This is a genomic window from Pseudarthrobacter sp. fls2-241-R2A-168, from assembly GCF_030209335.1.
Taxonomy (GTDB): Bacteria; Actinomycetota; Actinomycetes; order Actinomycetales; family Micrococcaceae; genus Arthrobacter.
Genome location: NZ_JARVSG010000035.1, coordinates 201,296 through 225,740 on the forward strand (window position 1 = coordinate 201,296; position 24,445 = coordinate 225,740).

The 24,445-nt window shown below is 64.1% G+C and carries 21 protein-coding genes and 1 pseudogene; 21 read left to right on the top strand and 1 reads right to left on the bottom strand.

What is annotated here, in order from left to right; genetic code table 11:
* The first annotated feature begins 13 nt into the window (after positions 1 to 13).
* From QRN11_RS18140 to QRN11_RS18155, 4 genes are all read left to right on the top strand, one after another.
* Positions 14 to 1,468 (top strand): NAD-dependent succinate-semialdehyde dehydrogenase, encoded by a 1,455-nt coding sequence (locus tag QRN11_RS18140; RefSeq protein ID WP_285313901.1) that lies wholly within the window; start codon positions 14 to 16, stop codon positions 1,466 to 1,468.
* Between the two features lie 39 nt (positions 1,469 to 1,507).
* Entirely contained in the window at positions 1,508 to 2,200 is a 693-nt protein-coding gene (locus QRN11_RS18145) for a GntR family transcriptional regulator (RefSeq protein WP_170850750.1), read from the top strand.
* 265 nt (positions 2,201 to 2,465) lie between these two features.
* Complete coding sequence (locus QRN11_RS18150) at positions 2,466 to 4,613, top strand: amylo-alpha-1,6-glucosidase (RefSeq protein WP_285313902.1); 2,148 nt, start codon at positions 2,466 to 2,468, stop codon at positions 4,611 to 4,613.
* 134 nt (positions 4,614 to 4,747) lie between these two features.
* Positions 4,748 to 5,323 carry a hypothetical protein gene (locus tag QRN11_RS18155; RefSeq protein WP_285313903.1) on the top strand — a complete coding sequence of 192 codons (576 nt, stop codon included), beginning with the start codon at positions 4,748 to 4,750 and terminating at the stop codon, positions 5,321 to 5,323.
* Here the strand turns inward: QRN11_RS18155 and QRN11_RS18160 are convergent.
* Positions 5,313 to 5,675, bottom strand: a complete 363-nt coding sequence (locus QRN11_RS18160) for a hypothetical protein (RefSeq protein WP_285313904.1) — start codon at positions 5,673 to 5,675, stop codon at positions 5,313 to 5,315. The genes QRN11_RS18155 and QRN11_RS18160 overlap by 11 nt on opposite strands.
* A gap of 296 nt (positions 5,676 to 5,971) precedes the next feature.
* Between QRN11_RS18160 and QRN11_RS18165 the strand changes: the two genes are divergently transcribed.
* From QRN11_RS18165 to QRN11_RS18240, 17 genes and pseudogenes are all read left to right on the top strand, one after another.
* Positions 5,972 to 6,685 (top strand): SDR family oxidoreductase, encoded by a 714-nt coding sequence (locus tag QRN11_RS18165; protein WP_285313905.1) that lies wholly within the window; start codon positions 5,972 to 5,974, stop codon positions 6,683 to 6,685.
* A gap of 138 nt (positions 6,686 to 6,823) precedes the next feature.
* Positions 6,824 to 7,408: a dihydrofolate reductase family protein gene (locus tag QRN11_RS18170; RefSeq protein WP_285313906.1), complete on the top strand. Its 585-nt coding sequence runs from the start codon at positions 6,824 to 6,826 to the stop codon at positions 7,406 to 7,408.
* A gap of 177 nt (positions 7,409 to 7,585) precedes the next feature.
* Positions 7,586 to 7,714: pseudogene (locus QRN11_RS22570) on the top strand (ClpX C4-type zinc finger protein); the annotation flags it as partial.
* A gap of 63 nt (positions 7,715 to 7,777) precedes the next feature.
* On the top strand, positions 7,778 to 8,215 hold the full coding sequence (locus tag QRN11_RS18175) for a hypothetical protein (RefSeq protein WP_285313907.1): 438 nt from the start codon (positions 7,778 to 7,780) through the stop codon (positions 8,213 to 8,215).
* A 391-nt stretch (positions 8,216 to 8,606) separates the two neighbouring features.
* Positions 8,607 to 9,650 (top strand): LacI family DNA-binding transcriptional regulator, encoded by a 1,044-nt coding sequence (locus QRN11_RS18180; protein ID WP_285313908.1) that lies wholly within the window; start codon positions 8,607 to 8,609, stop codon positions 9,648 to 9,650.
* A 203-nt stretch (positions 9,651 to 9,853) separates the two neighbouring features.
* Complete coding sequence (locus QRN11_RS18185) at positions 9,854 to 11,314, top strand: extracellular solute-binding protein (protein ID WP_285313909.1); 1,461 nt, start codon at positions 9,854 to 9,856, stop codon at positions 11,312 to 11,314.
* Complete coding sequence (locus QRN11_RS18190; protein ID WP_285313910.1) at positions 11,311 to 12,240, top strand: carbohydrate ABC transporter permease; 930 nt, start codon at positions 11,311 to 11,313, stop codon at positions 12,238 to 12,240. The genes QRN11_RS18185 and QRN11_RS18190 overlap by 4 nt, the downstream gene beginning before the upstream one ends.
* An 8-nt stretch (positions 12,241 to 12,248) precedes the next feature.
* The gene (locus tag QRN11_RS18195; RefSeq protein WP_285313911.1) at positions 12,249 to 13,160 is read left to right on the top strand and encodes a carbohydrate ABC transporter permease; all 912 of its coding nucleotides are present in this window, start codon (positions 12,249 to 12,251) and stop codon (positions 13,158 to 13,160) included.
* Positions 13,161 to 13,183: 23 nt separating this feature from the next.
* Positions 13,184 to 14,701 carry a glycoside hydrolase family 32 protein gene (locus QRN11_RS18200; protein WP_285313912.1) on the top strand — a complete coding sequence of 506 codons (1,518 nt, stop codon included), beginning with the start codon at positions 13,184 to 13,186 and terminating at the stop codon, positions 14,699 to 14,701.
* 27 nt (positions 14,702 to 14,728) lie between these two features.
* Positions 14,729 to 15,673, top strand: a complete 945-nt coding sequence (locus QRN11_RS18205; RefSeq protein WP_285313913.1) for a carbohydrate kinase family protein — start codon at positions 14,729 to 14,731, stop codon at positions 15,671 to 15,673.
* Between the two features lie 158 nt (positions 15,674 to 15,831).
* Entirely contained in the window at positions 15,832 to 16,902 is a 1,071-nt protein-coding gene (locus QRN11_RS18210; protein ID WP_285313914.1) for a LacI family DNA-binding transcriptional regulator, read from the top strand.
* A gap of 78 nt (positions 16,903 to 16,980) precedes the next feature.
* The gene (locus QRN11_RS18215) at positions 16,981 to 18,651 is read left to right on the top strand and encodes an ABC transporter substrate-binding protein (protein WP_285313915.1); all 1,671 of its coding nucleotides are present in this window, start codon (positions 16,981 to 16,983) and stop codon (positions 18,649 to 18,651) included.
* A 107-nt stretch (positions 18,652 to 18,758) separates the two neighbouring features.
* The gene (locus QRN11_RS18220; protein WP_285313916.1) at positions 18,759 to 19,736 is read left to right on the top strand and encodes an ABC transporter permease; all 978 of its coding nucleotides are present in this window, start codon (positions 18,759 to 18,761) and stop codon (positions 19,734 to 19,736) included.
* Positions 19,737 to 19,747: 11 nt separating this feature from the next.
* A complete protein-coding gene (locus QRN11_RS18225; RefSeq protein WP_142060898.1) occupies positions 19,748 to 20,674 on the top strand; it encodes an ABC transporter permease in 927 nt (308 codons plus the stop codon).
* Positions 20,671 to 21,633, top strand: a complete 963-nt coding sequence (locus QRN11_RS18230; RefSeq protein ID WP_091418639.1) for an ABC transporter ATP-binding protein — start codon at positions 20,671 to 20,673, stop codon at positions 21,631 to 21,633. Before QRN11_RS18225 ends, QRN11_RS18230 begins: the two co-directional genes overlap by 4 nt.
* Positions 21,630 to 22,724 (top strand): ATP-binding cassette domain-containing protein, encoded by a 1,095-nt coding sequence (locus tag QRN11_RS18235; RefSeq protein WP_285313917.1) that lies wholly within the window; start codon positions 21,630 to 21,632, stop codon positions 22,722 to 22,724. The genes QRN11_RS18230 and QRN11_RS18235 overlap by 4 nt, the downstream gene beginning before the upstream one ends.
* The gene (locus QRN11_RS18240) at positions 22,721 to 24,277 is read left to right on the top strand and encodes a glycoside hydrolase family 32 protein (RefSeq protein ID WP_285313918.1); all 1,557 of its coding nucleotides are present in this window, start codon (positions 22,721 to 22,723) and stop codon (positions 24,275 to 24,277) included. The genes QRN11_RS18235 and QRN11_RS18240 overlap by 4 nt, the downstream gene beginning before the upstream one ends.
* Positions 24,278 to 24,445: the final 168 nt, after the last annotated feature.

Sequence of the window (24,445 nt, forward strand, 5' to 3'; positions counted from 1 at the left end):
TGAAAGAGCGACCATGACCCCCTCCTTTAGTCCCAGCACTCTCCAGACGGATTTGTTCATCGACGGCGCCTGGCAAAAAGCCGCGAGTTCAGCCACTTTCCCGGTCGAAAACCCGGCTACCCATGAAATCATTGCCCACGTCGCGGACGGGGGCCCCGAAGACGCCGCACGGGCCATCGAGGCCGCGGGCCGTGCCCAGGCGGCATGGGGCAAGTCCACTCCCCGGGAACGGGCCGACATCCTGCGGCGCGCCTTTGATCTGGTTGTCGCCAATACCGACCGGCTTGCGGCCATCATGACCGCCGAAATGGGCAAGCCCCTTGCAGAAGCAAAAGGCGAGGTGGCCTACGGCGCCGACATGCTCCGGTGGTTCGCCGAAGAAGCGGTCCGTGTGGGCGGCGACAGCACTACATCGGTGGACGGCAACACCCGCATCCTCATCACCAAGGAACCGGTGGGCCCGGCAGTGCTGGTCACCCCCTGGAACTTCCCGCTTGCCATGGGCGCCCGCAAAATCGCTCCGGCCGTCGCAGCCGGCTGCACCATGGTGTTCAAACCGGCGGAACTCACACCGTTGACGTCCCTGGCCCTGGTCGCCATTTTCAAGGAAGCCGGACTTCCCGACGGTGTGTTGAACGTTGTGACCACGTCGAGCGCTTCCAGCGTGGTGCGGACGTGGACGGACAGCGGCATCGCCCGCAAAATCAGCTTTACCGGCTCCACCGAAGTGGGCAAAGTCCTCCTTCGGCAGGCTGCCGACAACGTCATGCGGTCCTCGATGGAGCTTGGCGGGAACGCGCCGTTCATCGTGCTTGCCGATGCGGACGTTGAGAAGGCCGTGGACGGGGCCATGAAAGCGAAAATGCGGAACATGGGCGAAGCCTGCACAGCCGCAAACCGCTTCTTCGTCCACCGTTCGGTCGTGGCTGAATTCGGTGAGAAGTTCGCCAAAAAGATGTCAGAATTGCAGACAGGCAATGGCGCCGTGGCCGGCACCGACGTTGGGCCCCTGATCGAGCAGAAGGGGCTGGACAAGGTCGAAAGCCTTGTTGCCGATGCTGTCTCCAAAGGTGCACGGGTACTGACGGGCGGAAGCCGTCCGGAAGGCCCCGGCTACTTCTACTCCCCCACCGTCCTGGTGGACGTGGCACCGGAATCCGAGCTGATGAGCACCGAAATCTTCGGCCCGGTGGCCGCCATCACGGCCTTCGACAGCGAGGACGAAGTCCTCCGCCTGGCCAACGATACCGTCTGGGGCCTCGTGGGCTACGTGTTCACCGAGAGCCTGGATAAAGCGATGCGGTTCTCGCGGGACCTGGAAGTCGGAATGGTCGGACTGAACACCGGCCTGGTTTCCAACCCGGCAGCTCCGTTTGGCGGCGTCAAGCAATCCGGGCTCGGACGCGAAGGCGGAAAAATAGGGATTGAAGAATTCCTGGAGTATAAATACACCGCACTGGCGGTCTGACAGTTTCAAATTGCCGAAGCATGAAATGAGGGGATGTCAATGGCGGCACCGGAGGGAATGTTCGTACTGGAGGGCCGGCCCACGGCGCAGCTGATCGCTGATCAGTTGCGTGAGCTTATTGTCCAGGGCGCGTTCAGGCCTGGACAGCAGGTCAACGAATCTGCGTTGGCCAGCCAGCTCAGCACGTCACGGGGTCCGCTCCGTGAAGCACTGCAGCGGCTGTGCCAGGAGGGCATCCTGGTGAGCAAACGCAACCGCGGGGTCTTTGTACTGGAGCTTTCCGGCGAAGACGTCAAAGAGATCTATGCGGTGCGTGAGGCAGTAGAACTCGCCGCGGCCAATACCCTCCTGGACTCCGCGCCGGAGCAGGTCACGGATACCTGCCGGGAGCTCAAGGGCATCATCAGAAACATGGCGAAACAGGTTGCGGCATCGGACTGGCAGGCGATTGCCCGTCTCGACATGCAGTTCCATACCGCCTTTGTTTCAGGCACCGGAAATACCCGCCTGATCCGCATCTATCAGACCCTTGCCGCGGAATCCAGGATGTGTATTTTGAGCCTTGAGGTCGCCTATCCCCGCATTGATGTGCTGGTGCAGGAACACCAGACGCTCCTGGACTTGCTGGAGGCCCGCGACCGGAGCGGTCTCCAACAGGCCATCAAACGCCATATGCAAAAGGCCGTAGAGGACCTGACTTCCCCACCGGAGGCATCCGGGATTACGGCCTAGACATGGCGATTTCTCCGATATGGGGAATCGCCAGCGCAGGGAGGGCCCGGTTCATCCGAACTGGGCCCTTCTACGTATCAGACCGCATCGGGGAGCGGCGGCTTTTCCGTATCGATGACGGCTTCTTTGTTGCACCGCAGGGTGGCGGAGTCCCGAACCGCTAGTCCCGGCAGGCCTGCAAGAGTAGCGTCAGTGTGACGATGCAGCGGGACACAGGCCCGGAACCATGTCCAGGGCCGGCCGTGCTCGTCTTGGGAGTGGTCACATGGCTGGATGGAACGCTGATACGGCGGCCGGTCCCCTCGGCGCCGGGACAGTCACTCTGGTGGAAGGAACTTCCTTCTGCATCTCGTTGCCCAACGGGGATATTCATCCCGACCAGCCGCACGGCATGTTCTTCCAGGACACCCGGATACTGTCCGACTGGGCCCTCTCCGTCAACGGCCAACCAGTGGAGCCCTTGACCGCGCAGACGAAAGAGCCGTACCGGGCCGTCTTCGCCGGCCGGATCACGAGGTCCGATGGATACGCGGATACTCCACTGATCGTGGAACGGATGCGGGAAGTAGGCATTGGAATGGTGGAGCACGTCACCGTGCGAAACTACTCAATGGAACCCGTGGAATGCACAGTAGCCATGGATGTCGGGTCAGATTTCGCAGATGTCTTTGAGGTCAAGGAAGCACGGGTCCCAAGGCAATGGGAAGAATCCCGGGAAGTGACACCGAACCGCTTGACCATCCGGGGCCGATGGCAGGATATCCGGAAGTCCGTCGTCGTAAGTTCTGACGCTGCCGAAGCAACTGCCCGTGGCTTTGCCTGCCGGACCACCATCCCGGCACGCGGCCACTGGAGTGTGGTCCTTACCGTCGCGCCCGGCAGTGAGGCGGCGGCGCCTGTGGTGCGTCCCGCCGGCGGCGAATTGTCCCGCAGCGACCGCCGGCGCCAGGAATGGGTGGCAAGGATTCCTGTACTGCAGATGGGCAACCGCTCCATCGAAAAGACGCTTCGGCGCAGCTATGACGATCTTGGCGCGCTCCGCATCGAGGATCCCGCCCACCCTGACAGGGTTGTGGTGGCGGCCGGCGCGCCCTGGTTCATGACCCTGTTCGGGCGTGACTCGTTGTGGGCATCAGAGATGGCTATGCCCGTTGATCCGTCACTGGCCCTGGGCACGCTGCAAACGCTGGCCGACCGGCAGGGCAGGGTGGTGGATCCGGTGAGCGAGGAGGAACCGGGAAAAATCCTTCATGAGGTCAGGCTGGATGTCTCCAGTGGCCTTGCTCTGGGTGGCAAATCCGTCTATTACGGGAGCATCGACGCTACTCCCCTGTTCGTGGTGGTCCTGGGTTCGGTCAGCCGCTGGGGTTTTGCCCAGGACACCATCGCGGCCCTGCTGCCCAACGCCGACCGGGCGCTTGATTGGATCCGGGACTATGGGGACAGGGACGGTGACGGGTTCGTCGAGTATGAGCGCCTCAACGACCGCGGGTTAATCAACCAGGGCTGGAAGGACTCGTGGGACGGGATCAACTTTGCGGACGGCCGCCTCGCAGAGCCACCCATCGCACTATGCGAGGTCCAGGCGTACGTTTATGACGCGTACATGGCTCGGGCATGGATTGCGTACGACGCCGGTGACGCACCTCTAGCGTCCGAACTCGCCGACCGGGCGGCGCAGTTAAAAGCCCGGTTCAACGAGCAGTTCTGGATGCCCGACCGGGGGTATTACGCCATTGCCCTGGACGGCAATAAGCGGCAGGTGGACGCATGTGCCTCCAACATGGGCCACTGCCTGTGGGTAGGGCTCGTGGACGACGACAAAGCGCCGCTGGTAGCCGAGCGGCTGATGTCCCCCGAGATGTTCAGCGGTTGGGGCGTCCGCACCCTGGGTACCGACATGGGTGCCTACAACCCGGCCAGCTACCATAACGGTTCCGTTTGGCCGCACGATAATGCCGTCATCGCGGCAGGCCTGATGCGGTACGGGTTCGTGGCGGAAGCCCAAAGGATTTCGACGGCTCTTCTTGAGGCTGCCGACTACTCCGAAGGCCGGCTTCCCGAGCTGTTCTGCGGTTTCAGCCGGGAGCAGTACAGCGAGCCTGTGCCCTATCCGACCGCTTGCTCGCCCCAGGCCTGGGCCGCGGCCTCCCCCATTCAGCTTGTCACGAGCCTGATGAGGTACGACGCACATGTATCCCGTGGCGGATTCTGGATGGACCCTGCCCTGCCGCCCTCCTACGGCGACCTGCACATTACCAACGCGCCCATGGCGGGCGGCCGGGTAACCATCGACATCGCCAATTCCGTGCCCGTCGTAAAGGGACTTCCGGAGGGGATGGTGTTCCATCAAGGACACCGGCCGTGGCTGACAGAGCTGGTGCAACAGGCAGGACTGCGGAAAGAGGGCTGACCCTGAACGGACGTAGGGACCCAGCGGAGGGCCGGCCCTGAGGTAGCCTGCCACTACCGGCAGGCTACTTTTGCCTTTCGCCTCCCCAGTGGTTGTTTTTACTCCGCGGGCTTGCCCACCATTAAAGGGTGGGAATGAAGTACGGGCGGCACCGGCTCGCGTTCGCTGTGTGCCTGCTGATCCCCCTGGGCGGAACGGCGGGCTGCACCTATGAATACCCCGAGCCCTCCCAGACACAGGAATCCGACGCGGAGCGAGTGCATGAGCCAACAGTCGAGCCTGCATCAGACACGGGTGCCCCGAAACCGTACAGCGATCCCCAGATACTGGAACAGGAGGCCGTGAACTACGCCCAGCTGGACCGGCTCCTCGGAGCATCGTCGGAGCCAGGCCTGCTTTCGGAGGTGGGCCCCTTGGACGGCCCACTCAGGGGATTTGGCAATACCGGGAAGGTGCCGGAGACCGGGCGGTACACCGTCACCGCGGCCTGCGTTGGTGCTTCCGGGGCCAAGGTATCCGTGGGACAGGAGCACCCCGGAGCCCCCTTCCGTCCGCTGGAGCTCGCCCTTGATTGCGCCGGTGTCACATCTCGGGTCATTGCACTTGAGCAGGGGTACGTATTCGCACATCTGTCCCTGCCCGCCCCCGGCGATACGCCATGGACTGGCGCGGTTGGTGGTGTCCGTGTGGGCGCTGCCCCTACGGAGTGACAGTCAGGGGTTCGGTCCTGGCCGCGCACGAGGCCCGTTGCAAACCTGACGGGTGCGCCACCCGGTTGTTCCGGCCCGTATCGTCGCACCAGTCCAGGGCATAGGGAACAGCTTCAACCGATGCCTCCCCTGCGGACGCCCGCTGCGGGAGGACGAAGCGGAAACTGAATCCGCCGGCGTCGTTCATCGGGGCAGTTTCCCTGATGACATTCTGGCCGGCTGCATCAGTCACGGTGACCTGAACGAGGGCATCCTGGCCGTAGCGGGGATTGCAGCGCGCGTCCAGGGCATGAACCGTGATGATGTCGCCGGGCTTCCCAGATGAGGGGCTTACGGCGTAGTCGGGCGGCAAACACGGCGGCTCGTCCTGCCCGGAAGAACGGCAAGCAGAGGAAGCCGCAACGAGAAAGACGCCAGTTGCCGCTACCAGGGTTGCCCTCTGACAAATCTGGGCCGCCCCATCCGTTAGGAGTCCCATGGGCCCATTATCGAGGGCACTGACGGCAGGTAGCCCTGTCGCCCGGGAATTTTCTTCCATGGCTATATTGAGGGAATAGATTCTGAGCGTGGTCAGTTATGAGGATAATCACCAGAACAACCTCTGCATCGATCCTGCCGCGCAACTGACAACAAAGAAAGAACCTTAAAATGCCTTCACTCACTGGAGCAGTCGTCCTCGTCACCGGAGCAAACGGCGGCCTCGGAACCAACTTCGTCCACCACGCGCTCACCCGCGGTGCCAGCAAGGTTTACGCCACAGCCCGAAACCCCCGGATCTGGGATGACGAGCGCATTGTGCCGCTCACCCTCGATGTCACAGATCCCGCCTCAATCCAGGCAGCAGCCGCGGCCGCCGGGGACGTCACGGTGTTGATCAACAACGCAGGAGCGTCTGTGGCCAGCGCGGGGATCCTCACCCACACCGCTGACGAAATCCGGACCAACGTCGAGACGAACTTCCTCGGCCCGCTGTTCCTCGCCCGAGCGTTCGCACCGATCCTGTCAGCGAAGGACGAATCGGTCATTATCGACATCCACTCGGCCATGAGCTGGTACGCCGTGGGTGGCATTTACAGCGCCACCAAAGCCGCACTCTGGTCGGCCACCAACTCCTTGCGCCTGGAACTCGCTCCCGCAGGGGTCCACGTGGTGGGCGTTCACGTCGGTTATGTCGACACGGCCATGGCTGCCAAAGCCACCGACCCCAAGATGGAACCGGCCGATCTTGTCCACATGGTTTTGGATGCGGTCGAAGCCGGCGAGTACGAGGTGCTCGCCGACGAGACATCCGTCCAGCTCAAGGCCGGACTCAGCGCCCCGATTGAGGCCATGTACCCACAGCTGGCAGCAAAGAACGTGTAGAAATGCCCGGTCGCCGTACCAGCGTCTCTTCCTAACCGGCGGGCACGCCATCACATGCTAGGCTGCCCGGAACCCCACGCGGCTGTATATAGGCTGCAACCACCCAGGAGGTTCGCGGTGCCGGATACTACCTGCCATATGTCAATCTCGCTGGACGGCTTTGTGGCCGGACCGGACCAGAGCCTCGAGAACCCCTTGGGAAGGCGGGGTCTGGAGCTGCACGGCTGGCACATCGGCGACCCTCGGGCCAACGATGCGGACAGGGTCGCGAACGAGTGGCTCATGCGTCCACGTGGAGCGTACGTGATGGGGCGGAATATGTTCGGCCCCATCCGCGGGGACTGGGACGAGGAATGGAGCGGCTGGTGGGGCGCCGAACCGCCGTATCATGCACCGGTTTTCGTGCTGACCCATCACCCGCATGATCCCATCCAGATGAACGGCGGGACGACCTTCCACTTCGTGACCGAGGGGTTCGATGCCGCCTACGCAGCAGCGGGCGAGGCTGCCGGGGACAACGGCGTAGATATCGCCGGTGGAGCCTCGACCGTCCGGCAGGCACTGATCGCCGGCGTCGTGGACGAGCTCACCCTCGACGTCGCCCCGGTCCTGCTCGGTTCAGGCGAGCGCATCTTCGACGGCGTGGAATCCTTCGATTTCGCACCAGCCGAGGTGCTTCACTCGCCGCTGGCCACCCACATCCGCTATCGGCGGGTCGGCTGAACGCACAGTCGGAAACGGTATCCTGGCAGTCTCCATACGGCGGGAAATGCCCGGTTCATGCAACGGCCCGCGGGTCCTGGGGCTACTCGAACAGCTCAACCAGCATCATCGACCAAGTCATGCAACGGCGCTCAGTATTCCGGGTCGTCCGGCACAAGGAATGGATAATCTGGTGCGGTGAGTGAATCCGTTACGACTGACTCCACAGCAGCCAGTTCTTTTTGCGGCAACGGACCCCAGGAGGTCGGCCACCTTTTCGCCAGCCCGGGAGTCTGGATTTGCGACGGCTGCGTCAATACGTGCTATAACGTCCTGCAGCAGCTACCGGGCAAAGAGGGCGGTTCCTCCGCGGTGCCCATGGATTCAACCATGGCCACGATTGCCCGGGTCCAGCAAGTCGCACTCCAGGGCGGCAGGGAGCAAGCGACGGCGGGCTTTCTTGGCTTGTGGGACCAGATCGGCACCGGCGGTCCGCCGCTGCACCGCGTTACCATCGCGCACTACCGCGCAGATTTGCAAAACGACCTGGCGGAAGAACTGCTATGGAAAGAACGGGCACTTGCAGCTGCCGACGCAGCGCAGTCCAAAGAAGAAGCAGACGCCGTACGCCCCTTGCTTGCATCTCTCAATTTGAACACCGCCCAGACGCTGTATCGGCTCGGCCGACGTCCCGAGGCGCTCCGCCACTTGAGCAAGGCAGAGCAGTCGCAGACGCATCTCCCCCATGACGGCTACGGGGAAATGCTTCGAATTGAGATCGCTGCATTTCGCGCGAAGATTGATCCCCAGCCTGAGCTCCCGCTGTAGCCGGTGGCGGGGCACCCCCGCGCCTGTCGAAGCGCTACGGCATGGGCACCCTCGCCTACGGCCGGCTCTCGGGCCGGTGGTGGAAGGACTCCCGTGTCCCGGCCCATCTCCGGCGCCCGCCCAGCACGTGGTTCGGCATGACCAAAGCCCGCGAACCAGCGCAAGCCCGACGTCGTGGAGGAACTGACCCAGGTAGCCCGGTGGGCCAGTCGCGCCATCGAGCTTGCCATCGCGTTCGTCATCAATCACCGGGCGTCACCTCAGCCTCGTGTGACCGCACCGTGGAACAGCAGGAGTGCCGGTTCCGCTCCCAACGGCAACGCGTGATGAGCCAGGTCCTCCTGGCCTCACACGAGTTAGGTATGCTGATTCGAGAGGCAAGGGGGTCGGGATGGGCAAACGTAAAGCGACGGCACTGGACGTGGCGCAACGGGCGGGGGTGTCCCGCAGTGCCGTGTCACTGGTGCTGAACGGCAGGGCGGACGGCAACGTCACCGCCGAACGCCAGGAGCGCGTGCTCCGGGCCGCGGCGGAACTGGATTACACGCCCAACTCCGTCGCCCTCAGCCTGCGCAACCAGCAGACATCAACGATCGGCATCATTACGGATGACATCGTCACCAGCCCCTTCGCCGGCCGGCTGATCAGCGGCGCCTCACGTACTGCCCTGGCCCGCGGGTACATGGTCCTGGTGGTCGATTCTGAACACGACACGTCCCGCGAGAGCGCCGCGGCATCCCAACTCGTGCACCGCCAGGTGGACGGGATTATGTATGCCACCGGCAGCCTGCGCGAAATTACCTCCCCGCCGGCGATGCTCACCCTGCCGGCCGTTCTAGCCAATTGCACTGATGCCGGCTCCCAGCTTCGGTCGGTGATACCGGGAGAGGTGGACGGCGGGCGATCGGCGGCACAGCTGCTGATTGACCTTGGCCACCGCCGCATCACCCTCTTGACCGGAACTCTCAGCTCGCCCGCCGCCCCGCAGCGCGAACAGGGTTACCGCGAGGCGATGGAAGAGGCGGGGCTGGGCCTGGAACAGCAGCATGTCCACATGACCGGATGGGACATCGACGAGGGCTACCGGGCCGCTTCCGCTGTCCTGGCCGGCGAAGACCGGCCGACGGCGATCATTTGCTCCAACGACAGAGTCGCCACCGGCGTTCTGCTGTACGCCGCTGCCGCAGGACTGCGCGTACCTCAGGACCTCTCCGTGGTGGGCTACGACGACCAGCAGAACCTCGCCGCAAACCTGGTTCCCGCCCTGACCACGGTGGCACTTCCGCACGCCGAAATCGGGGCGGCGGCCATGTCCCTGCTGTTGGATGCGGTAGAAGGAAAAGCCCCGGCAGCCGGGAAACCGGAGACAGTAACGCTCCACATGCCCTGCCGGATCATCCCGCGGGCCTCCACGGCAAAGGTCCCGGCAGGCTAAACCAGGCGGGACGCGCTCCAGCCACCTGGCTGCGGAAACCCACGGCACAGATGACGTGTCCTGCCTGGCAGCGGAGGCCCGCTGCCCGCGCGTCCTCCACACCGGGCCTGCAAATTCGAGTCCCTTGAAGCTCGACAAGTTCCACTTGACACGTGTTAGGCCTGCTCGCTAGCGTACTTAACACGTGTTAGGAGGAGACGACAATGACGTCTGAAAAGACACCGGAGCAGGCAAGTCCCCCGGATGGCCTGCGGTCCGGCAGCGGACTTTCGCAGCTCACGCGGCGTTCCATGCTGGGCCTTACCGGGCTCGCTGTTGCGGGAGCCACGGTGGGCGCCTGGCCCCGCCTGACCGGAAGTGACATTCCCGGCCGCGGAAGCAAAGCCCTGAACATCGCCATCCTCGGAACGGCAGCGGATGCGTCCGCACGCCAGGGTCTGGTGAACGCCTTTACCGCCGCCCACCCTGATATTCCGGTGCGCTTGCAGGCCATTCAGGGCGCGGACTGGAAGGATTTCTTTTCCAAGATCCTCACCATGGCCGCCGCCGGCACACCGCCGGACGTTGTCTACGTAGCCACCGAGGGCGCCCAGCTGTTCGCCGACAAGCTTGCCGAGCCGCTGGATGACTATGTCCGCCGGGATGCTGCGGACATGGGCGACTACTTCGATGACGTTCATCCGAGCCTGCTGGAAGCCTTCATGTACCAAGGCAACCTGTACCAGCTTCCGCTGGACTGGAACGCGGCGAACATGTACCTGAATACCACCACCTTCGCCCAGGCCGGGCTGGACCGGCCCAAGGACGATTGGACACAGGACGACTTCAGCGCAACGCTCCGCGCCCTGCGGAAAGCACGCCCGGCCGATTTCACCCCGTACTACTGGACCAACCGGCTTTTCGGCGGAGTAGTGCCGTGGCTCTACGCCAACGACACCAGCTTCCTGACCGAAACCAAGGCCTCCGGCGGGGACTGGCTTTGGGACCGTTTCTACCCGAACGATCCCGCCCGGGCCACCCGCGGGGGCGGCTACCAATGGCTGGCTCCGAATGCCGAAGACGGGCGGGTTATCGAAACCTTTGACTACCTGCGCGAACTCGTCGCCGAAGGACTTGGCGTGCGTCCCGAATCCGGGGGCGGCAACGCCCTCGTTGGCCTGTTCGGCAACAACCGCATCGGCACCACGCCTGCAGGGGGCTACTGGGCGCAGGGCCTGCACGACGCCGGCATGTCCGCCGACCAGTTCGACGTCCAGTTCTTCCCGCGTTGGCGGACGCAGCGGCATCAATTCGGTGCCGCCGGCTACGCGATCATGCGCACTGCCAAAGACAAGGACGCCGCGTGGGAATGGGTTAAGTTCTGCTCGAGCCGGGAAGCGATGCAGTTGGCCATTCCTAAGCCGAACACCACGCCCACCCGCCGTTCGATGGTCAACGAGTCCTTTTATGCGGCCACCGGACCCAGGCACTGGAAAGTCTTCTACGACACCCTGGACAGGTTCCCCACCTCCGGCCCCATTCCCGCTCCGCCCCAGCAGGCCGCCGTCGAAACTGCCCTGATGAAAAACGTTTCCACCGCCGTCAGCGGCAGCTCTGCTGATGTAAAGGCCGCAATGGGCACCCTGCAGCGCGATCTCGAACTGGCCCTGAGGAGGAACTCATGACCACCACTTCCACCGTTCCACACCACACCGTGCAACCAGCTGACGTGCACCGCTCGTTTGTCGAGCGGTGGCTGGCCATGATCTTCCTTGCCCCAACAGTGCTGGGGATGGCCCTTTTCACCTTTCTGCCGATCATCGGCTCACTGGTGCTGGCCTTTTTCCGCTGGGACATCATTTCGGCACCCCAGTTCGTCGGTTTCGCCAACTTCGCCTCGCTGGCAGAGGATCCCACTGTCCGGGTGTCCTTCCTGAACACCATCGTGTTCGTCATTGTCGCAGTGCTGCTTCAACTGGGCATCGCCCTGGGTCTGGCTTCCATGCTGCAAGCCAGGATGCCTTCCTGGCTGAGGGTGTTCCTTCGCTCCACCTTCTTCTTCCCCCTGGTCCTTTCCGCCGCGTCGGTATCCATCTTCATGCGGTACATGTTCAACGAACAGTTCGGCGTAGTGAACTGGCTCCTGTCCCTGATCGGCATTCCCGCAGTGCCATGGCTGACCAGTCCCGTGGCATCCGCAGCCGTGGTGGTCCTGGTCTACGTATGGCAGAACTTCGGATTCTCCTTCCTGCTCTTCCTCGGCGCCTTGACCAACATCCCCAAGGAACTGCACGAGGCCGCGAATCTGGACGGCGCCACAGGCTGGAAACAATTCAGCAATGTCACCCTTCCGCTGATCAGTCCCACGGTGCTCGTTGCCTCCGTCATGGCCATCATCAGTGCCCTGCAGGTCTTCGACCAGCCCTACGTCCTGACCAACGGCGGACCCGGCGATTCCACCCGCACCGCCGTCATGGTGATCTTCGAATCGGCCTTCCAGCAGCTGGAGTTCGGCGAAGCATCGGCCATAGGCCTGATCCTCACCGTGCTCATCCTTGCCGTCACTGCACTGCAATTCCGCCTCAGCCGCCGCTTCGTCTTCTACCAGTGAGGTCCCCCATGTCCAGCCAGACCCTGCACACCGGGACCGACAAGCATTCCGGTTCCACCACCGGCACATCAACCACGCCCAAGGGCTACCGCAACCGCCGCCTGCCGGCTGCCGGAACCGTCGGCAGGTATACCGCACTGGCCGTAGCGGCCGCGCTGACCCTTGGGCCAGTCCTGTGGACCCTGTCCACCTCCCTGCGGACGCCGTCGGAATCCTTCAACCTGCCACCGTCCTTCCTGCCCATCAACCCGGACTTCACCGCCTACCAAGAGGTGTTCAAACAGATCAACGTGGGCCTCCTGGTCCTGAACAGCGCGCTGGTGACCGGGCTGATCGCACTTGGCCAGATGGCGTCGGCCACCCTGGCCGGCTACGCCTTCGCCCGTCTGGACTTCCGCGGCAAGAAGGCCATCTTCTCGCTGGTCCTGGCCACCATGATGGTCCCGGTGCAGGTCACAATCGTCCCGGTGTTTATGCTCATTCGAGGGATGGGTCTGTCAGACACCCTGCTGGCCCTGATCCTGCCGGCCATCCCCACAGCCTTCGGCACCTTCCTGATGCGCCAATACTTCCTCGGCCTGCCAAACGACTTCGCAGAAGCGGCCGCCCTGGATGGCGCCGGACCATGGCGGATCTTCCGTTCTGTCTACGTCCCGCTGGCGGTCCCCGGCATGGCCATCGTCGGCATCCTGGCCTTCAATTTCCACTGGAACGAATTCTTCCGGCCGCTGATCCTCACCATCAGCGAACAGAACTTCACCCTCCCCCTCGGCCTGGTCACACTCCAGGGCAACCTCGGCACCGGGAGCATATCCGTGGTCCTCGCCGGCGTGATCCTGTCCATGCTGCCCGCACTTGTGGTCTTTATCTTCGGCCAGCGCACCCTCCGCGAAGGCCTCACGGCCGGCGCGAGCAAATAACACAAACCCTCAAAAGGAACCTCGTGGATACACTTACTCCGACTCACACGGCAGCCACAGCAGGCAGCTACCGCCCGGCCCTGCACTACACCGCACAAGACACGTGGCTCAACGATCCCAACGGCCTGATTTTTCATGAAGGCGTCTATCACCTCTACTACCAGAACAACCCGCTGGGTAACGTGTGGGGAAACATGTCCTGGGGCCACGCCACCTCTACCGACCTGCTGACCTGGACCGAGCACCCCGTCGCCATCGCCTGCGACGAGAACGAAGACATCTTTTCCGGCAGCATCGTCTACGACCGTCACAACACCAGCGGATTCGGCACCGGGTCCGTTGCCCCGCTCGTGGCGATCTACACCAGTGCCTTCAAACCGGGCTCCGCGCATGAGGGCACCCAGGCCCAATCGCTGGCCTACAGCCTGGACGGGGGCTACACCTGGACAAAACACAAGGGCAACCCGGTACTGAACCGCGGGTCCGCCGAGTTCCGCGACCCCAAAGTCTTCCGGTACGACGGCGACGCGGGCAGTTACTGGGTGATGGTCGCCGTCGAAGCCACAGACTTCCAGGTGGTCCTCTACAAGTCCGAGGACCTGAAGGATTGGGAGCTGCTGAGCACCTTTGGCCCCGCAAACGCCACCGGCGGGGTCTGGGAATGCCCCGACCTCTTCCCCCTGCCCGTGGACGGCGATCCGGAAAACCTCATGTGGGTCCTTACCGTCAACATCAATCCCGGCGGGCCAAACAACGGCTCAGCCGGCCAATACTTCATCGGCCACTTCGACGGAACCTCGTTCACCTCCGCCAGCACCGTCACAGAGGGCACCCAAGACCCCGACCGGCTGGCCGAATACTTGTGGCTGGATTGGGGCCGGGACTACTACGCCGCTGTCTCCTTCAGCGACGCCCCGGACAACCGCCGGCTCATGATCGGCTGGATGAACAACTGGGAGTACGCCAACCACATCCCCACCACACCCTGGCGCAGTCCCATGAGCCTCGCCCGCGAAATTTCACTGCAGACAAGGAACGGAAAACTGTGCCTGGTCCAGCAGCCGGCGGGTGACTGGGCTGCGGTGGCCGGTCAGGAGCCCTTCTCCCTTTCTGGAGCCACCATCCACGAGGGCGTGCAGGTCCTGGCCGGCGCGGCCGGCACGGTCCAGCGCATTGACGTCAGTTTCACCCCCGGAAGCGCAGAGGAATTCGGCCTCGTCCTGCGCGGGGACGGCGCCCATGGAACCCGAGTGGGAATCCGCCCCGATGAAGGAACCCTGCTGACGGACCGGCGGGAATCCGGGCGGACAGATTTCCACGCATCGTTCGCCTCCATCGACACCGCTCCCGTCCCGGCAAAGCAGGGGACCTACGACCTCACCATCTTCGTGGACCGCTGCTCGGCTGAAGTCTTTGCCCAAGGCGGCCAGGTGACCATGACCGAACTGATCTTCCCTGCCGGGAGCAGCACCGACCTCGCCGTTTACGCCGTCGGCGGCACGGCAACCCTCAGCAGCATCCAGGTCACGCAGCTCGCCTAGGTGGCACTTAAGGCAAGGAAAAAAGACATGCATACCAACGGCAAGCCGAGACCTCCGCAGCAGTCGTTGGACGTCGTGGTTATCGGGGAAGCCCTGATCGACGTCGTCACCACACCAAGGGGCACCATTGAATACCCGGGCGGGTCGCCGGCCAATGTCGCCTACGGCCTGGCCCGGCTGGGCGTTGGCGCCGGGCTGCTCACTTCCCTGGGCGCCGACCGCCGCGGTGATGCACTCGAGGAGCACCTCACCGGCGCCGGGGTGATGCTCTTGCCCGGCTCCCGCTCGCTGGAGAAAACGTCGACGGCGACCGCCACCATCGCCAGTGACGGCTCGGCGGGCTACGCCTTCGACATCGCCTGGGATGTGGAACCGCCGGACCTTGCACACACCCCGCCCAAGGTCCTTCACACCGGGTCGATCGCAAGTTTCCTCTCACCGGGCGCCGGCAAGGTCAAGGCCATCCTCCAGCAACTCCAGGATGCGTGCACCATCACCTACGACCCCAACATCAGGCCGGCCCTGCTCGGAACCCACGCCCAAGCACGGGGCACTTTCGAGGAACTGGTGCACCTCACCAACGTCGTAAAACTCAGCGACGAGGACGCTGCATGGCTCTACCCGGAAAAGACCCTGGAGGAAACCGCATCGCACCTCCTGGATCTGGGCGCGGATCTGGCGGTCATCACCAGGGGCTCATCAGGCTCGTTGCTCGCAACCCCCTCCGCCTCCCTCAGCATTCCTGCCGCTAAGACCTCAGTTGTTGACACCATCGGCGCCGGCGATTCTTACATGTCCGCCCTGATACTGGGACTCCTTACCCGCGGAGCCTGCGGCCTGGCGCCTTCTGTCCTTGACCAGCTGGGGCGCACGGCGGCCGCTGCGGCCGCGATCACCGTATCCCGCGCCGGCGCCCGGCCCCCCACTGAAGACGAACTCCGCGCAAAACTCCAGCAGCCTGCACACGCGTAGCACGCGCCCTCCACGTGACAGCGTGGAGGTAACGTCGCGTCGGTCTCGGAGCCGGCAAGTTTTCCTCTTGACAGCCATTGAGTAACGCGCGTAACCTAGATCACAAGTAACGCGCGTTACCCTCCACCGCAGCATCACTCACACCACCGGAGCATTCAATGGCGAAGACCACCACCTCGAACCCTGCCGGGGCTGCACGGCAGCGGGGTGTCACCATGAATGATGTCGCCAAACACGCCGGCGTTTCCCGGACCGCCGTCTCGTTCGTGCTGAGCAACCGCGAAAATGCCAGCATCTCCGAGGAGACCCGCGCCCGGATCAACGACGCTGTCCAGGCCTTGGGCTACCGCCCGAACGCCGGGGCACGGGCGCTGGCATCCCAGCGCAGTGACTGGTACGGGATCGTCACCGAGATCGTGACGGCACCGTTCGCCGTCGACATCATCAAAGGCGCCCAGGACCAGGCCTGGCTGGACCGCAAGTTCCTGCTCATCGCGCCCTCCGACCAGGCCGATGCTGTAGGACCCAACCAGGGCCTGGAAGATGCCGCCATTGAAAAGCTGCTGGAACAACGCGTCGAAGGGCTGCTCTACGCAGCCACGTACCACCGGGGCGTACACGTTCCCGACAGCGCCAGTGAAGTACCCACCGTCCTGATCAACTGCTTCGATGCGGACGGAAGGCTGCCCTCGATCGTCCCCGACGAGCGTGCGGGCGGCCGCGTCGCCGTCGAACGACTGCTCCAGGCCGGCCACCGCCGGATCGGAGTGATCAACCTGGACCCGGATATTCCGGCAGCTGTCGGCCGTTTGGCGGGTGCCCGCGAAGCACTCGCCGAGGCCGGGCTGACGCTGGACCCGCAGCTCGTAGTGCCCGGGCATGCAACCGCGGACGGCGGGTACGAGGCCGCGTGCCAAATCCTGGACCGCTACACGGAAAAGGACAGGCCAACCGCGCTGTTCTGCCTCAACGACCGCATGGCGATGGGCGCTTACGACGCCATCAAGGAACGGGGCCTGACCATCCCCGCAGACATCGCCGTGATTGGCTTCGACAACCAGGAACTGATTGCGGCCTACCTCAGGCCCAAGCTGACCACGGTTGCGTTGCCGTTCGAAAAAATGGGCGCCCTGGGAGTCCAGACGCTCGCAGCTCTGACAGCGGGACAGCCGATAATTGCCGACCAGCAATTAGTCGGCTGTCCGCTGCTAGAACGCTCTTCGGTCTGACCGCGAAATCAATAGCGAAGAGCAACCCCTCCCCCACCCCTTCACCTTGCTGATGAAGATAGGAAAGAGATAACCATCATGACACAACCCCGATTCCTGAGGGCTGCCCGCGTGACGGCAGCCGGACTGGCGGTTGGCGCACTGCTGCTGACCGGCTGTGCAGCCAACAAGCCTGCCGGCACCGACGCCGCAGCGAACGCCAGCGCATTTCTCACCATTCCGCGCGAGGACATGGGCACGTTCGTCCAGAACTTCAACCCGTTCGCGCCCACCGTCAGCCCGATGGTCCAGCAGTCCATCTACGAGTCGCTGCTGGTCTTCAACCCGGCCAAGGGAGACACCGTGCCGTGGCTCGCCACAGAGTGGAAGGCCGCCGACGACGGCAAGTCCATCACCTTCACCCTCCGGGACGGCGTGAAGTGGTCCGACGGCCAGCCCCTCATGGCCGAGGATGTCGCCTACACCTTCGAGCTCCAGAAGAAGATTAAGGGTGGTTACGACTACCTGGACAACGTTGCCGCCGAAGGGACCAACAAGGTCACCTTCAACTTCAACAAGCCATGGTCCCCGGCCCTCCACGACGTCGGACAACTCAGCATCCTGCCCAAGCACATCTGGTCCGCCCTCGCCGATCCGGAAAAGGACGCCAACGCCAAGCCCGTCGGCACCGGCCCCTACACCGAGGTTGACAGTTTCCAGGCCCAGTCCTTCGTGCTGAAGAAGAACCCCAACTACTGGCAGCCGGAAAAGCAAAAGATCGCAGGCATCAAGATGCTCGCCTTTGCCGGGAACGACGGCGCCAACCTCGCCGCCGCGAACGGCGACGTGGACTGGGCCCCGCAGTACATCCCGAACATCGAAAAGACGTTCATCTCCAAGGACAAGGACCACCGCCACTACTGGTTCCCGGCCACGGGCTCCATGATCAACTGGCAGCTCAACACCACCAAGGCCCCCTTCAACGATGTTGAAGTCCGCAAGGCCCTAAGCATGGCTGTTGACCGGGAGCAGGTCACCAAGATCGGCATGAGCGGCTACGCCAAGCCCGCAGACTGCACCGGACTCTCCGGCAACTACGAAACCTGGAAGAACAACGCAGTCAAGGACAACTGCACCTGGACCAAGCTGGACGTCCAAAAAGCCAACGAGCTGCTGGACAAGGCGGGCTACCCGAAGGGTGCTGACGGCAAGCGCACTCTCAAGGACGGCAAGCCCTTCGAATTCAAGATCTCCGTGGGCGCGACTTCTTCTGACTGGCTGTCCGTAGCCAACGTGATTGCGCAAAACCTGGCAGAGGTCGGGGTCACCGTCAAGGTGGAGTCCCCGGACTGGGCTGCTGTGGTTGCCAGCTACGAAACCGGTGACTTCGACTCCGGAATCGTCTGGAGCGCCAACGACCCCAGCCCGTACAAGTACTTCAGCACCTCCATGGGCACCGCCACCGTGAAGCCTGTCGGCACCAAGACGTTCGACAACTACCACCGCTTCGGCGATCCCCAAGCCGACGCCCTGCTCGCAGAGTTCGCTGCAGAGGCAGACGAGTCCAAGCAGAAGGACATCGCCAACAAGCTGCAGGAAGAGTACAACGACGCCGCACCGCTGGTGCCGCTCTTCTCCGGCCCGGAATGGGGCGCCTTCAACGACACCCGCTTCACCGGCTGGCCCACCGAGGACAACCCTTACGCCACCCTCTCGGTGAAGTCGCCCACCACAGTGCTCGTTCTGACCACGCTCGAACCGCGCAAGTAAACGCAGCGGGCCGCCCCGGGCGGACCCCCACACTGCACGCCCGGCGGGCGGCCAACCCCCGCCGGGCGTGCCCCAAATTCGCCGCAATTCCCGAATGGAGGGAAACCGTGCGCTTCATCCTGCGCCGCCTGGGTTTCTACCTGATCGCCTTCTGGGCATCCATCACCCTGAATTTCCTGCTCCCGCGCTTCATGCCCGGGGACCCCGTCTCCCGCATGTTCGCCCGCTCCCAGGACAGAATGCAGCCCGAACAGATCGAGGCCCTGCGCAAGCTGCTCGGCGTTGACGACCGGCCTCTCTGGGAGCAATACGCCGATTACCTTCACAACATCTTCACCGGGCAAATGGGCGTCTCCATCTCGCGTTTCCCCACCCCGGTCACCGAGGTCATCTCGTCCCAGATCGGCTGGACCCTCCTGCTCGGTGGAACCGCACTGGTGATTGCCGCCGTCGCCGGTAACCTGCTGGGCATCCTGGCCGCCTGGCGGCGCGGCGGCGCGGTCGACTCCGCACTCCCCCCGCTGCTCGTGTTCATCGGCTCATTCCCGTACTTCTGGCTGGCGATGGGTGCCCTGTACCTGTTCGGCGTGGTGCTGAACTGGTTCCCCATCCGCCACGCCTTCACCGATGGCTTGGAGCCGGGGTTTACGTGGGAGTTCATCGGCGACGTCGGCGCCCACCTGGTGCTTCCGGCCCTGACCATCGTGCTGGTTTCCGTCGGCGGCTGGATGCTGGGCATGCGGAACACCATGATCGCCACCAACTCCGAGGACTACATCACCATGGCCGAAGCCAAGGGACTCCGCCCGGGCCGCATCATGCTCCGCTACGCAGCACGGAACGCCATGCTGCCATCGGTTACGAGCTTCGGCATGGGCCTGGGATTCGTAGTGGGCGGTGCGCTGCTCACCGAGGTGGTGTTCGCCTACCCCGGCGTCGGCTATCAACTCCTCAACGCCGTCCAGGGCCTCGACTACCCCCTCATGCAGGGCCTGTTCCTGACCATTACCGCCGCCGTGCTGCTGGCCAACTTCCTGGTGGACATCCTCTACGTCCGCCTCGACCCGCGCGTGCGCAGCAACTAGGGGAACCAATCATGACAACCGCACTTCTGAAGCAGCCAACTCAAACCCCGGCCGTCCGCAAGCCCAACCGCAGCTTCGTCCACGGCCTCCTCAGCAACAAAAAAGCCCTGACGGGAATGGCTGTGATGCTCGTCTTCATCGCACTGGCCCTGCTGGCACCGGTGCTTTTCCCCGGCGACCCGTCGCGGATCACCGCCATGGCCTCCCTGGAACCATCAGCCGAGCACTGGCTGGGAACTACGGCCAAGGGACAGGACGTCCTCGCACTGACCGTCCACGGCTCCCGGAGTTCCCTGTTCGTCGGGCTGACAGTGGGCTTCGCGTCCACCTTCATCGGCATCCTGGTGGGCCTTGCCTCAGCGTACTTCGGCAGGTTCATCGACGAAGCACTGTCCCTGGCAACCAACGTCTTCCTGCTCCTTCCCGGCCTGCCGCTGCTGGTCATCCTGGCCGCATTCCTGCCTCCGGGCCTGGGCACCGTCATTCTGGTCCTCGTCGTCACCGGCTGGGCAGGCTCAGCACGCGTCCTGCGCTCACAGGCCCTGTCCATCCGCTCCAAAGACTTTGTGGCCGCCGCGGTGGTGTCCGGCGAACGGGCCGGCCGGATCATGTTCCGCGAAATCCTGCCCAACATGGCCTCGATCGTGATGGGCACCCTGCTGGCCTGCGTCATCTACGGCATCGGCGCACAAGCGGGCCTGGAGTTCCTGGGCCTGGGCGATGTCAGCACGGTCTCCTGGGGCAACAACCTCTTCTGGGCCGGCAACGAAGGCGCCCTGCTCACCGGCAGCTGGTGGGTTTTCATCCCCTCAGGTGTCTGCATCGCGCTGGTCGCCTTCGCGCTCGCGCTGATCAACTACGCCGTGGACGAGGTCACCAACCCCCGGCTCCGGAAGATCAAAACCCCGAAAAATACCGAAAGGAGCGCCTCCAAATGACCATCTCCCAAGTCTCCTTCGGCTCCCACGAGCCCGTCCTGGACGTCAAGAACCTCACCGTCAAGTACATCGGCGACACCCGCTCCACAACCGCCGTCGACCGCGTTTCCTTCAGCATCGGCACCGGCGAGGTGTTCGGCCTTGCGGGAGAGTCCGGCTGCGGGAAGTCCACCATCGCCAACTCGATCATGCGGCTCCTGAAGGATCCCGCGAAGATCGCAGGCGGCAGCATTTCCTTCGGCGGCAAGGACGTCCTGGCCATGAGCGCGGAGGAGCTGCGGCGCTTCCGCTGGCAGGACGTGGCCATGGTGTTCCAGTCAGCAATGAACTCGCTCAACCCCGTGCTGACCATCGGCGAACAGATCGTGGACATCTTCACCACCCACGCCGGCTACTCACGCAAGGAATCCCTGCGGCGGGCGGGAGAACTGCTCGAACTCGTGAGGATCGACCCCGCGCGCCTCAAGTCCTACCCGCACCAGCTCTCGGGCGGGATGCGCCAACGGGCTGTCATAGCCATGGCCGTGGCGCTGAAGCCGTCCCTGCTGATCCTGGACGAACCCACCACCGCGCTGGACGTGGTGGTGCAGCAGGAGATCATGGCGCAAATCAAGGAACTCCAGCGCGAGCTCGGGTTCTCGGTCCTCTTCATCACGCACGATATGTCCCTCATGGTGGAACTCTCCCACCGCATGGCCGTGATGTACGGCGGCAGGATCGTGGAGACCGCAAAGGCACAGGACGTATACGCCACTCCCCGCCACCCCTACACCCAGGCACTGATGGGTGCGTTCCCGCCGCTCACCGGCCCGCGTATTCCGCTGACAGGGCTGCCCGACGGCGTGAAGTTCCGCAACATCCCGGACCTCAGCGAGGCGGCTCCCGGCCACTTCGTGGCTCCGGTTGGTGCCGACGCTTCAGTGATCGATTCCGCAAACCTGGCAGGAGCCGCACGATGAGCCACTCCCTGACGTCCCCCGCGGCCGGTTCCACCGCCAGCGCCCCCGCCCTTGAAATTCGTGGCCTGGGCAAATCCTTCCCTATTGGCGGGCTGTTCTCCCGCGGGTCGGTCCGCGCCCTGCACGGTGTGGACCTGACCCTTGGCCGCGGCGAGATCGTGGCGCTCGTGGGTGAATCCGGTTCCGGCAAGAGCACCCTGGCCCGCTGTGTTGCCCGGCTCGAGAAGCCGAGCGCCGGCGCGATCCTGATCGACGGCGTCGACATCCTCAAGCGCGACCGTTTCCAAGCCTCCCGGGCGTTCCGCTCGCAACTGCAGATGGTCTTCCAGGACCCCTTCGGTTCCCTGAACCCGGCCCACAGGATCGAGCACTTCCTGCGTCGTTCGTTGGCGATCCACGGGAAGGGCGGCGGTTCCGAAGAGGAGACCCAGCGGCGGCTCGAAGAACTGATGACCACTGTTGGCCTGCAGGCTGACATGCTGAATTCATATCCGCACGAGCTCTCCGGCGGCCAGCGCCAGCGCGTTGCGATTGCCCGGGCCCTCGCTGTTGAACCGCAAGTCATCCTGGCCGACGAACCCACCTCCATGCTCGATGTTTCCGTCCGGATCGGCGTGCTGAACCTGATGCGCAAACTCCGCGACGAGCAGGGCATCTCCATGCTCTACATCACCCACGACCTCGCTTCCGCCCGCTACCTGGCGGACCGGACGGCGGTCATGTTTGCCGGGGAACTCGTTGAGGAAGGCGAGTCCCTGGACCTGCTGTCAAACCCCGCGCACCCCTACACCCAACTGCTGGTTTCGGCTGTGCCGGACCCAGCCCGGGCAGGCTCGTACGATCCCGTGCGCCGCGCGGAACTGCGGCAAGCGGTGATGGCTTCGACGCAATGCGCTTACGACGGCGACCCGAACCAGGCGTGTTCGGCCGCAGAACCCGTGCGCCATCAGGTGGGAGACCCCGAAAACCGCCATTGGGTGCGCTGCCACCTCTACCAGCCGTGGGCTGGCAACGACGGCCATGCCCTGGCGGGCGAACCGGCGCAACCCAACCTCCCGGCGTCGAACACCAAAGAAAAGGCCTCCGCATGACTGGACCGACCCATCCGCTCGCCACCGTTCCCCAGGATGAGTTGGTGGCCCGCGCCGAGGCCGATCCCCTCCGGCCACGCTTCCACTTCGTGTCGCCGGCCGGCTGGCTCAACGACCCCAATGGCGTCAGCCAATGGAACGGCACGTACCACCTCTTCTACCAGTACAACCCGGAGGGCGCTTTCCACCACCGCATCCAGTGGGGCCACGCCACCAGCACGGACCTCGTCACCTGGACGGACCAGCCGGTTGCCTTGGAACCGTCACCCGGACCCGACGCCGAGGGCTGTTGGTCCGGCGTATTGGTGAACGACGGCGGCACGCCCACCCTGGTGTACTCGGGGCGACTCGAGGGCAAGGAGCTGCCCTGCGTCGCCGTAGGATCCCCGGACCTGTTGAGCTGGACGAAGGACCCGGCAAATCCCGTGATCGCAGCGCCCCCGGTTGGAGTAGACATCACGGCTTACCGCGATCACTGCGTCTGGCGTGAGGGAACGAAGTGGCGGCAGTTGGTGGGGTCAGGCATTCGTCAGCGCGGCGGCACGGCGTTTTTGTACGAGTCGCCAGATCTTCGGTCGTGGGACTACATCGGGCCGTTGTTCATCGGCGATGCCTCACAAGGTGATCCTGCGGATACTGACTGGACGGGGACCATGTGGGAATGCGTGGACCTGTTCCGGGCGGGGCAGGGTTCGCTGGGGTCTGCACCTTCTGACGGCTCGCCTGACGTACTAGTCTTCTCCGCCTGGGACGACGGCGACACCCGCCACCCGCTGTACTGGACCGGGCGGTACGCCGGGGATACCTTCGAGCCCACGGCGCTGCACCGCCTCGACTACGGAGGCCGTTTCTTCTACGCACCGCAGTCATTCCAGGATGAGTCCGGCCGGCGGGTCATGTTCGGCTGGATGCAGGAAGGCCGCAGCGACGCCGCGATGGTGGAGGCCGGCTGGTCAGGGGTTATGAGCCTGCCGCGAATCGTCACAGCCGCGGAGGACGGGACTCTCCGCTTCGCGCCCGTACCTGAAATCAAGAAGCTGCGCCGTGACCACACCAGCTTGCCCGGACAGGTGCTGACCGGCACATCAGGGCCCTTGGAAACCGGCGTGTCCGGCAAGCAACTCGACCTCGAACTGGACCTCCAACTGGCACCGGGCGCTCTGCTGCGGCTTGGCGTCCTGGGCTCCACGGAACCGGGCACCTTCGGCAGCCCCAGCGAGGAAACGATCATCGAGCTGCGCAGGGCGGCTGACGGAACCACCAGTGGCACGCTCCGCCTGGACCGCACGCGAAGCAGCCTCGATCCAACTGTTGATGTGGAAGACAAGTCCGGCCCCGTTCCCATGCCCGAGGGGCGGGTGCACCTGCGGGTCATCCTGGACCGGTCCGCCGTCGAAATCTTTGCCAACGGAGTCCCGCTCACAGCCCGCGTCTACCCCACCTTGGGCGGGGATCAGGTCAGCCTTGCCGCCGAGGGCACGGTAGAGAGACTCTCCCTCGACGCCTGGACCATGGCCAGCACCCATGAGGGTACCCGGACCCTCTTCCCCTGACGCGCGGGGCAAGTACATCAAAACCCACTTACACAGCAGCATCGACGCTGCCCAAAAACACGAAGGAACTCATGGAAGATTCACCCACGGTCTCTCGTCGTTCACTCCTCACTGGAAGCGGGGCGGCGGCACTCGGCGGATCGCTCGCACTGTCAGCAGCGTTCGCCG

Bases quoted from the DNA above. Each gene is read 5' to 3' on its own strand.
- QRN11_RS18140 (WP_285313901.1), top strand. From the start codon at position 14: ATGACCCCCTCCTTTAGTCCCAGCACTCTCCAGACGGATTTGTTCATC.
- QRN11_RS18145 (WP_170850750.1), top strand. From the start codon at position 1,508: ATGGCGGCACCGGAGGGAATGTTCGTACTGGAGGGCCGGCCCACGGCG.
- QRN11_RS18150 (WP_285313902.1), top strand. From the start codon at position 2,466: ATGGCTGGATGGAACGCTGATACGGCGGCCGGTCCCCTCGGCGCCGGG.
- QRN11_RS18155 (WP_285313903.1), top strand. From the start codon at position 4,748: ATGAAGTACGGGCGGCACCGGCTCGCGTTCGCTGTGTGCCTGCTGATC.
- QRN11_RS18165 (WP_285313905.1), top strand. From the start codon at position 5,972: ATGCCTTCACTCACTGGAGCAGTCGTCCTCGTCACCGGAGCAAACGGC.
- QRN11_RS18170 (WP_285313906.1), top strand. From the start codon at position 6,824: ATGTCAATCTCGCTGGACGGCTTTGTGGCCGGACCGGACCAGAGCCTC.
- QRN11_RS18175 (WP_285313907.1), top strand. From the start codon at position 7,778: ATGGCCACGATTGCCCGGGTCCAGCAAGTCGCACTCCAGGGCGGCAGG.
- QRN11_RS18180 (WP_285313908.1), top strand. From the start codon at position 8,607: ATGGGCAAACGTAAAGCGACGGCACTGGACGTGGCGCAACGGGCGGGG.
- QRN11_RS18185 (WP_285313909.1), top strand. From the start codon at position 9,854: ATGACGTCTGAAAAGACACCGGAGCAGGCAAGTCCCCCGGATGGCCTG.
- QRN11_RS18190 (WP_285313910.1), top strand. From the start codon at position 11,311: ATGACCACCACTTCCACCGTTCCACACCACACCGTGCAACCAGCTGAC.
- QRN11_RS18195 (WP_285313911.1), top strand. From the start codon at position 12,249: ATGTCCAGCCAGACCCTGCACACCGGGACCGACAAGCATTCCGGTTCC.
- QRN11_RS18205 (WP_285313913.1), top strand. From the start codon at position 14,729: ATGCATACCAACGGCAAGCCGAGACCTCCGCAGCAGTCGTTGGACGTC.
- QRN11_RS18210 (WP_285313914.1), top strand. From the start codon at position 15,832: ATGGCGAAGACCACCACCTCGAACCCTGCCGGGGCTGCACGGCAGCGG.
- QRN11_RS18215 (WP_285313915.1), top strand. From the start codon at position 16,981: ATGACACAACCCCGATTCCTGAGGGCTGCCCGCGTGACGGCAGCCGGA.
- QRN11_RS18225 (WP_142060898.1), top strand. From the start codon at position 19,748: ATGACAACCGCACTTCTGAAGCAGCCAACTCAAACCCCGGCCGTCCGC.
- QRN11_RS18230 (WP_091418639.1), top strand. From the start codon at position 20,671: ATGACCATCTCCCAAGTCTCCTTCGGCTCCCACGAGCCCGTCCTGGAC.
- QRN11_RS18235 (WP_285313917.1), top strand. From the start codon at position 21,630: ATGAGCCACTCCCTGACGTCCCCCGCGGCCGGTTCCACCGCCAGCGCC.
- QRN11_RS18240 (WP_285313918.1), top strand. From the start codon at position 22,721: ATGACTGGACCGACCCATCCGCTCGCCACCGTTCCCCAGGATGAGTTG.